Annotated in this window: 8 protein-coding genes and 2 pseudogenes; 4 read left to right on the top strand and 6 right to left on the bottom strand. The window is 60.8% G+C overall.

What is annotated here, in order from left to right:
* Positions 1-551: 551 nt before the first annotated feature.
* The 5 genes and pseudogenes from WEA77_RS00965 to WEA77_RS00945 all read right to left on the bottom strand — a co-directional run.
* Positions 552-680 (bottom strand): annotated as a pseudogene (locus WEA77_RS00965) (transposase domain-containing protein); the annotation flags it as partial.
* A 1-nt stretch (position 681) separates the two neighbouring features.
* Positions 682-1,902 carry a 2-oxoglutarate and iron-dependent oxygenase domain-containing protein gene (locus WEA77_RS00960; RefSeq protein WP_368066004.1) on the bottom strand — a complete coding sequence of 407 codons (1,221 nt, stop codon included), beginning with the start codon at positions 1,900-1,902 and terminating at the stop codon, positions 682-684.
* 200 nt (positions 1,903-2,102) lie between these two features.
* Positions 2,103-3,116: a YeiH family protein gene (locus WEA77_RS00955; RefSeq protein ID WP_368066003.1), complete on the bottom strand. Its 1,014-nt coding sequence runs from the start codon at positions 3,114-3,116 to the stop codon at positions 2,103-2,105.
* A gap of 6 nt (positions 3,117-3,122) precedes the next feature.
* Positions 3,123-4,214 carry a Gfo/Idh/MocA family protein gene (locus WEA77_RS00950; RefSeq protein ID WP_368066002.1) on the bottom strand — a complete coding sequence of 364 codons (1,092 nt, stop codon included), beginning with the start codon at positions 4,212-4,214 and terminating at the stop codon, positions 3,123-3,125.
* Between the two features lie 10 nt (positions 4,215-4,224).
* Positions 4,225-4,926 carry a GntR family transcriptional regulator gene (locus WEA77_RS00945; protein ID WP_368066001.1) on the bottom strand — a complete coding sequence of 234 codons (702 nt, stop codon included), beginning with the start codon at positions 4,924-4,926 and terminating at the stop codon, positions 4,225-4,227.
* 103 nt (positions 4,927-5,029) lie between these two features.
* Here WEA77_RS00945 and WEA77_RS00940 point away from each other — a divergent pair, with 103 nt between their 5' ends.
* The 4 genes and pseudogenes from WEA77_RS00940 to WEA77_RS00925 all read left to right on the top strand — a co-directional run.
* Positions 5,030-6,184, top strand: coding sequence for an LLM class flavin-dependent oxidoreductase (locus WEA77_RS00940; RefSeq protein ID WP_368066000.1), 1,155 nt, complete (start codon positions 5,030-5,032; stop codon positions 6,182-6,184).
* Positions 6,184-7,074: an aldo/keto reductase family oxidoreductase gene (locus WEA77_RS00935; RefSeq protein ID WP_368065999.1), complete on the top strand. Its 891-nt coding sequence runs from the start codon at positions 6,184-6,186 to the stop codon at positions 7,072-7,074. The genes WEA77_RS00940 and WEA77_RS00935 overlap by 1 nt, the downstream gene beginning before the upstream one ends.
* The gene (locus WEA77_RS00930; RefSeq protein WP_368065998.1) at positions 7,071-7,598 is read left to right on the top strand and encodes a flavin reductase family protein; all 528 of its coding nucleotides are present in this window, start codon (positions 7,071-7,073) and stop codon (positions 7,596-7,598) included. The genes WEA77_RS00935 and WEA77_RS00930 overlap by 4 nt, the downstream gene beginning before the upstream one ends.
* 30 nt (positions 7,599-7,628) lie before the next feature.
* Positions 7,629-7,946, top strand: a pseudogene (locus WEA77_RS00925) (integrase core domain-containing protein); the annotation flags it as partial.
* A 301-nt stretch (positions 7,947-8,247) separates the two neighbouring features.
* Here WEA77_RS00925 and WEA77_RS00920 read toward each other — a convergent pair.
* Positions 8,248-8,586, bottom strand: a 339-nt coding sequence (locus WEA77_RS00920) for a serine hydrolase (protein WP_368065997.1), incomplete at its 5' end; no start/stop codon positions are given.

Here is an 8,586-nt window from a genome sequence, read left to right as displayed (position 1 = left end):
CGGCGCGTTTGCAGTTCGTTCAGGATCAGCTGCGCCTGCTATACGGTCCGCTCTATGCCATGACGCGATTTACGCACTGCGCGCCGGATCCGGAGGCATTCAGCCCGGGGATAACCCTGGAAACGCGGCATGGACGGCAGCCGTGTTTCAGCCAAGCAACCTGCGTATGCGCGAGACCAAGCGCTAGCCGCAGTGCAAAGCGCTTAGATCTCTTCTTGTTCACTATCGACAGGCGGCAGTAACTGATGGGTTCGGTCCTTGCGCCATCCCGCATTTTGTGAACGGTCAACCCTCTGAAACAAAAGGGATTATTGAGGTACTTTTTTGATTGGTGCGCCTTCCCGCACCCAAATAAGCCCCTGATTTCCTTGCGGATTTCGGGGGCTTTTCCTTTTGGGATGGTAATCAGCCCGCAAGCGTTCGGCCTGACCGACCTTGCGGTGCGCCCTGATCCATTGATGCTGGCGCGTTCGATAGAGGGCGATGGTGCCCACTATCGATAGTGGGCACCAGGGCGGGTATATCGTAAGCGCTGCGAGCGCATCACATGCTCAGTGTATTGACTTCTTGGCGAACGGTCCCGGCAGGAGTTCATCGAGGCGTTTCATCGGGTGACCCTGAGCGATCGCCTCGAGCGTTGCGGTAAGGTATCCGAGCGGCTCGACGTCATTGAGCTTGCAGTTAGGTGGTTCTGTTCTTGTAGCGCTCGCCTCGTTTAGCGGCGAATTCGAAAGCGGCGTTGGTTTCAGATTCGACTTCGCTTTTGGCTTTCTCGCGCAAAGCGTCAAATTCCTTTTGCCACCAGCGCCGCGTCACCTGTGGGAATGTTCCCATACGATTGACGCACGCATTTGCACCGCGATCGCGACCGACATCATAGCCGGAAGCGTTTCCTCGCGTTGCTGACGACTTTCCAAAAGGCACCAAATCGCCTTCCGTCTTTGGAAGCAGGAAGTATGGCATAGACACACGCGTTTCGCCTTCAGGTATCAAGGTTGTATTCGCGCGGTGAAGGGTCGCCGAGTAGCGGCCCTCGCTGAGGTGCATAAGCGTACCACCTGTATTGACGATGACCGAGCCAGGAATAACCGGAACAGGATAGTCGCCGTCTGCCGTACGGCATGTGACCGGTGCATTGATCCAGCGTCCTTCGCCGGCAACAACTTGTAGTCCGGGGCGATCATTGATCAGCAACGCTACAAATGGGGGGCCATCAATGTGTGTTCCAACATTCGAACTATCGAACTTCGCATAGTCGGCCCGAACACGGGCTCGGGATTCTTCGGGAAAAGCTGACAAACTATGATTGTGGTTCAGGCTTGCAGCAAGATTGGGATCATCAAAATCGAAGTATCTTCTGAACTCAGCGGAATCTTCACCTAACGATTCGACTATCAATTCGCCCAGCATATGCGTGAGGCTATGATAGGTGTCGCAGAGTTTTTCGATGATAGGACGGAACCCTGGAAGTTCGTCCGGCTCGGGCCAGATGTTCGGTCCCTTCATCAGGCGATCGTGCAATGGGAAGCTTTCATCGTCATGAGCGCTAACCGGTGGCTGCTCGAATGAATATTGGAACGTCTCAATGATCTGTCCGTGGCCGATGTCTTTCAGTTTTCGGTCGGAGTATCCGCGAAAGTAGGGGGATTGAGAGATCTCCACCGATTGTTTTACATCCGGAGAAGAATCGAAGAATGCGCGGACTTCCTTGAAGGCGCGTTGTTGAAAATCGTCATCAAGTCCTGGTGCGTTCGCAAGCACCATAAATCCGCATTCAGAAAGCGCGTATTCTATATCCCGCAGGAGTTTCTCTCGATCGTGTTCGAGATCGAGCCAGTCAACAATCGGAATCTCATTGAGCGTTTCGCCACCGTGATCAGTGCCTTTTGGTGTTTGTTTCATGTTCGATCTCCACAACTTCCGCGAAAACTTATTATATAAAACATATAATAACAAGAGTTGGTATGGGAAATTTTTGACCATCGACGTCATGCGGAGGGGATGCAAAAAAGCGGCTGCGGAAATATGAATAGCGTATCAATTTTCCCTGCTGTGGTGGCGACAGCGCAACACACCAAATAGGCGAGCGCCGGGCCGGGGCGTTAAAGCAGGAAGAGCATCAGGCCCGCCAGCACGAAAGCGGCGAGGAAGAGGCTCTGGCCGACAACCAGTCCGATGGCGCCTGGGCCAAGCTGGTAGACCGAGCGCAGCGATGTCTTGAGGCCAACCGCGGCGATAGCCGTCAGCAGGGCCCAGCGTGAAACGGTGATGGCGCCCTCGCGCACGGCCAGCGGGATGAGGCCTGCCGAATTCAGCGCCGCGAGCGTCACGAAGCCGAGGACGAACAATGGTAACAGCGGTGGGCGCTTGCCGGCGCCGCTCGACCAGCCCTTCGCACGCGCCAGCAGGGTGAGGCCGATGACGATCGGGGCGAGCAGCGTGACCCGGGTGAGCTTGACCAGTGTGGCCGTTTTTCCCGCATCGTCCGAGATCGAGAATCCGGCGCCAACCACCTGCGCCACATCGTGAATGGTCGCGCCGAGAAAAGCCCCCGCTTCGACATCGCTGAGGCCGAGCATCGCCGTGCCGATCGGATAGAAGACCATGGCCAGCGTGGAAAGCAACGTGACGCTGAGCACTGTGAACAGGAGGTTCTGCTCCGATTTCTTGTCCTGCGGCAACACAGCGGCGATCGCGAGTGCGGCCGATGCCCCACAGATCGCAACCGCGCCGCCTGTTAGCAGCGAGAAGGGAAGGTCCTTGCCAAGCAGTCGCCCGGCCAGCACGCCGAACAGCATGGTCGCAAACATCGCTGTGACGACGAGTACGAACAAGGGCAGGCCGAGGTCCATCAGCAGCTCGGCGCTGATCCGCGCGCCGAGAAGGAACACCCCGAACCTCAGCACATCGCGGGAGGTGAACAGGATGCCCGGCGCCGTCGGCGCGCCCGGCTCGCTGAGGAAGCTCAGCGTCATGCCGAACACCAGCGCCATCAGCATGGCCGGCGCGCCGGAGTGCTCGGAGGTGAACTGCGCCGCCATCGCCACGAGCGCTGCGACGAAGACCCCCGGCAGGAGGGGTCGGACGGCTGCTGTCAGGTGGGTGACCGCGCCCACGCCGGATCAGCCGAACGCGACCGCGCGATGCTCGATCGCCGACTGCTGGGCGGCGAGCGCCATCTGCACGGCGCGCGAGCCATCATCCAGCGTCACTGCGGGGCGTTTACCGCTGCGCACGGTCTGGCTGAAGCCGACATGCTGGTGATAGGTCGAGCCATGATGATCGCCCGCCTTCAGCAAGGCGGGGGCAAGGTACAGCACGCGCGTCTGCGGGTTCTTCGGATGGCGCGGATAGGTGCTGATCTCGGGTTCCGGCGGGGGGCCGAGCGTGTCCGGCCAGAACCGCTGCGGACCCGGAATGCGCGACTCGATCTTGCCGGCAGGGCCCACCGCGCAGATTTCCTCGTTCCAGCGCGTCCCATCGGCAAACATGCACAATTCCAGCATCGCGCGGGCGCCATTGTCGAAATCGAAGAGGGCATAGCCGCTGTCCCAGATGTCCGGGGTGCGCCCGTCATAGGATTCGTCCTTGTGGTTTGCGACCTGCCCGGCGCTGGCCATCACCCGCACAGGCTCTGCCCGCAGGATCAGGCGCATCAGGTCGAAGAAGTGACAGCATTTCTCGACTAGCGTGCCGCCGGTATTCTCGTTGAACCGGTTCCAGTTGCCCACCTTGTCGAGGAAGGGAAGGCGATGCTCGCGGATGGTCAGCATCTTGACGCCGCCGGTCACCGCATCGGCCTCGGCGATCAGTTCCGCAATCGGGGGCATGTAGCGGTACTCCATGGCCACCCATACCGGATGCGGAAAATCCTTGGCTAGCGCAGCGATCCGTGCGGCATCTTCGGCCCGCGTGTAGATCGGCTTTTCGCATAGAACGGGCAGCGGCCGGCGCGCCGCGATCGCCTCCAGCTGGCTAACATGCAGGAAATTCGGGCTGCAGATGATAAACGCATCCAGGCCCGGATGGACGATCAGCGCGTCGAGAGCGCCGAGCACCTCGGCGCCGCCCGCAAGGCGCGCTGCCCGCTGGGCCAGTTCGGGCACTGGATCGTACACGGCGGCAATCCGCGCGCCGTCCACCAGCGCGACGTTGCGGACATGCTCCGCACCCATCATTCCACAGCCAATCAGGCCGTACTTCAGGTCGGTCATTTCAGGGGTCTCACTGCAAACGCATCGTGTAGCGGGCAAGTTCGGGGTCGAACCATGTCCGCGAGAATTCAGCCGGCGTGTCGTCCTGACCCCAGCTGAGCCGTTCAATATAACCGGCGGGCGCGCCGTGCGGCATCGGAAAGGCCTGCGGTGTCCAGGCCGGCGCCGGGCCCACACCCACCCTGTCGATGACGCGTGTGATCACAAGGCCAAGTGTCTTCTTGTAGAAGAAATAGAGGGAATCGACGAGTTGCGACGCGTCCAGCCGGTTGATGAAGCGCCCGTCGAGCCATATCTCCTCGACGGCGATTGGCTGGTCGTCGAGATAGCGCAGTCGGCGAATCCGGTGAGCGATGGCGCCTTCGCCGAACGCCGGTGCGTCCTCCGGCTTCGGCTGACGCGACACCTGGATCACCCGCGCCGTCGGCAGGCCGCCGCCATCGGCGAGCTCAAGCCGGAAGAAGGCATAGATGCTTTCCGCAGCCGGCCGGGCACGGACATAATTTCCCGAACCCTGGACACGTTCCAGCATCTGCTTGCTTTCGAGTTCGGCGAGGGCCTTGCGCAAGGTTCCGACGGCGATGTTGAGTTCGGCGGCCATCTTGCGCTCCGGAGGCAGGCGGCTACCGTCCGGAATATGTCCGGCGGCAATCTCCCTAATCAGCATTTCGGTGACCTGCAGGTGTTTCGGAAGAGGGCCGGATTTAATCATTGAGCCCGCAGCGATTGTTTGATTGATGCACTATTGATATACAAGTATTGTGATGCTAGGCAAGGCCAATTCTAGATGATGACTTGCAAGGAGCTGGCCAGCCATGACGATCGTTCCGGTGAAGTCGGCAGACCTCAAGTCGGTTGAAGTTTCATGGTTCTCCGCGCTCTGCTCGGATGACTTCGAATATCTCGGCGTCCCCGACGGGCGCCTGCGCTCCAGCTGGGAACACTGCCGCGACATCCTGCTCGAAGCCGAGGCGCAGGGCTTTCGCAATATCCTCTGCCCATCCTCCTACCAAGTCGGGCAGGACACGCTCAGCTTCGTCGCCGGCTGCGCGCCGCTGACCAGCCAGATCAACATGCTCGCCGCCATTCGCTGCGGCGAGATGCAGCCGATCATGCTTGCGCGTACGGTCGCGACGCTCGACCATATGCTGAAGGGCCGGTTGACGCTTAACGTCATCAGCTCGGACTTTCCGGGCGAAGTTGCCAACAGCGAATACCGCTACCGGCGCTCGCGCGAAGTCGTGCAGATTTTGCGGCAGGCTTGGAGCCGCGACACGATCGACCATCAAGGCGAGGTCTATCAGTTCAGCAAGGTGCCGACCGCGCCGGCCGTGCCCTACCAGACGGGCGGACCGCTCCTTTATTTCGGCGGCTACTCGCCTGACGCGCTCGAGCTCTGCGGAGAATATTGCGACGTCTATCTGATGTGGCCCGAAACCAAGGAGCAGCTCGCCGGCCGGATGCGCGCCGTACACGCCTGCGCCGAAAGATATGGCCGGGTGATCGACTATGGCCTGCGGGTGCACATGATCGTGCGCGACACCGAACAGGAAGCGCGCGAATATGCCGAACACCTCGTCAGCAAGCTCGACGACGAATACGGACGGATGATCCGCGACCGGGCCCACGATTCAATCAGCCTCGGCGTTTCGCTCCAGGCGCGGGCGCGGGAACTTTCAGACCAGTTCGGCTATATCGAGCCGCATCTCTGGACAGGCATCGGCCGGGCGCGGTCGGGCTGCGGCGCTGCGCTTGTGGGGTCGACAGACCAGGTGCTGTCGGAAATCGAAGCCTACCAGAAGATGGGGATTCGCGCTTTCATCTTTTCGGGCTATCCTCACCTAGATGAATGCAAATCCTTCGGCAGCCGCGTGATGCCGCATCTCGACACATGCTCTTTGCCGCAAGCCTATGGCCGTGTGCCAGCGGCCGTTTCCGCAACGCCGCTCGGCACCGGGCCGCGCGTATAATGGAGCGTCTGAACCTCGGGCCTGTAAGCTTTTCGCACATTGCCTATGGCATGTGGCGCCTTGGCGACGACCGCGACACCTCGCCCGCGCATGTGCAGGCGAAGATCGAGGCGTGTCTCGCACAAGGCCTGACCACCCTCGACCAGGCCGACATCTATGGCGGCTACACCGCCGAAGCGCTGCTCGGCGGCTGCCTCCGCGCGGCCCCGCACCTGCGCGACAAGGTCGAGATTGTAACCAAATGCGGCATCATCGCCCCCGTCGGGCGGCACGCCGCGGCGCAGGTCAAGCACTACGACACCACCGCCCCACACATCATCCAGTCGGTCGAAACCTCACTGAAGGAAATGGCGACTGGCCATGTCGACCTCCTGTTGATCCACCGGCCGGACCCGCTGATGGATCATGCCGAGACCGGCGCGGCGCTCGATGCGCTGGTCGCCTCCGGCAAGGTTCGCGCAGTGGGGGTGTCGAACTTCATGCCGCACGATTTCACGCTCTTGCAATCGGCCATGCGCGAGCGTCTCGTTACCAACCAGATCGAACTCAGCCTCGTGCATCATCTTCCGTTCACGAATGGTGAACTTGCCTTCCTTCAGGAGCGCGCCATCACGCCGATGGCCTGGTCGCCGCTCGGCGGAGGCCGGCTGTTCGGCAGCGAGAATGCTGGCGTCACGGAAAGTTTGGGCCGGTTGGCAAAGGCGAACGATGTCGCGCCCTCATCGGTGGCAGTTGCCTGGCTGTTGGCGCATCCGGCGCGGATCATGCCCGTCATCGGCACCAACCGGATCGAGCGGATCCGTCAGATCGGCGAGGCCCTGAAGGTCAGGCTCGGTCGGCAGGACTGGTTCGAGCTCTACACAGCTGCCCTCGGCCGTGAAGTCGCATGACCAGTGCTGACACGTGCCTTGGAGGCTTTGATCCCGCCTTCGATCCGCGCGCGTTCCGCCGGGCCCTCGGCCGTTTCGCGACCGGCGTGACGATCGTCACTGCTCCTGGCGAAACGGAGCCTGTCGGCATCACCGCAAACAGTTTCGCGAGCCTGTCGCTGACGCCGCCACTCGTCATGTGGTCACCCGCCAAGGCCTCCCGGCGCCACGATGTGTTTGTCGAAAGCCGGCATTTCGCGATCCATATCCTCACCGCCGAGCAGGCGAGCCTGTGCGAATCCTTCGTCCGAGGCGGGCAGTCCTTTGACTTGATCGATCACCGCCTGAACGCCGATGGCGTGCCCTTGCTGGCGGGATGTGTCGCGGTGTTCGAATGCGCGCTTACCGCCACCCATGACGCTGGCGACCACACGATCATCATCGGCAAGGTTGTCCGGGCCTGGGACAGCGAGGGCCTCGGCCTACTGTTCGTGAACGGACAATTCAGCCCGCTTGCGGCGATCGCGCCGGCGGCTTCGTCCTGATCTGCCACGGAGAGCGCCCAGATGTCGCCGGCCGCCAATGGCCCGGAGTTCATTGCAACAGCGCTGCGCGAATGGCTCGAACGCATCGGCGTGAAGACGCTCTACATCGAACCGGGGTCACCCTGGGAGAACGGCTACTGCGAAAGCTTCAACAGCAAGCTGCGCGACGAGTTGCTGGCAAGGGAAATCTTCTTCGATCTGCGCGAGGCAAAAATCCTGATCAAAGCCTGGCGGCTCCACTACAACACCGCCCGGCCGCACTCGCCCCTGGGCTACAAACCACCCGCCCCAAAAGCCATCTTGCCCGCAGCGTTCATGCCGCCTTACTATGGGGAGGTGGCAGCATGAACGCTGCTACCTTGCAACCGCCGGGCTAACAAATCTGGTGGACCACTGCTGAGGGGCAGGCCACGGGCAGGATGTAGTTCTCCAGCAGGATCCGGTTCTTCAAGGGCTGGTGCCGGCGTTCGATCTTGCCCTGGGTTTGAGGGTGATATGGCGCGCCGCGTGTATGCGTCATACCTGCGCAACTCGCGCGGGCGGACCGCATGTCGCGCATGTCTTCGGCTGCTGATGGCAGCTTTCAGAGGATCAGGCTGCAAGCTGCGCTGCTTTCGTTCTCGGCAGAACGCGCAAGATTTCGCCGCGCTCACTCTGCCGCATTGTCATACCAAGCGTCAATAATCTCCAAACGATAGCTATTGAAGTCACCTCCAAGCACCTGCGTCATAACCAATCCAAAAGTGCCGTTTTCTGGATCAACCCAGAAAAACGTTGAGGCAGCGCCGGACCAAAAATACATACCCTTGGGCACAGACAAGGGGGCCTGGTTCGGATCCTGAACTATCGCACCACCCAATCCGTAAGTAACGCCATCCTTGGACAAGCGCGGCGACTGATTTAAGGCCGCCTCGGAGAGTTGATTGGACATCATTTCTTCAACACGTCGCGCATTAAGAACACGGACGCCATCCAGCTCTCCCTTATT

It is taken from the genome of Hyphomonas sp., from assembly GCF_040882205.1.
Lineage (GTDB): Bacteria > Pseudomonadota > Alphaproteobacteria > Caulobacterales > Hyphomonadaceae > Hyphomonas.
This window is presented reverse-complemented; position numbering and strand designations above follow the sequence as displayed.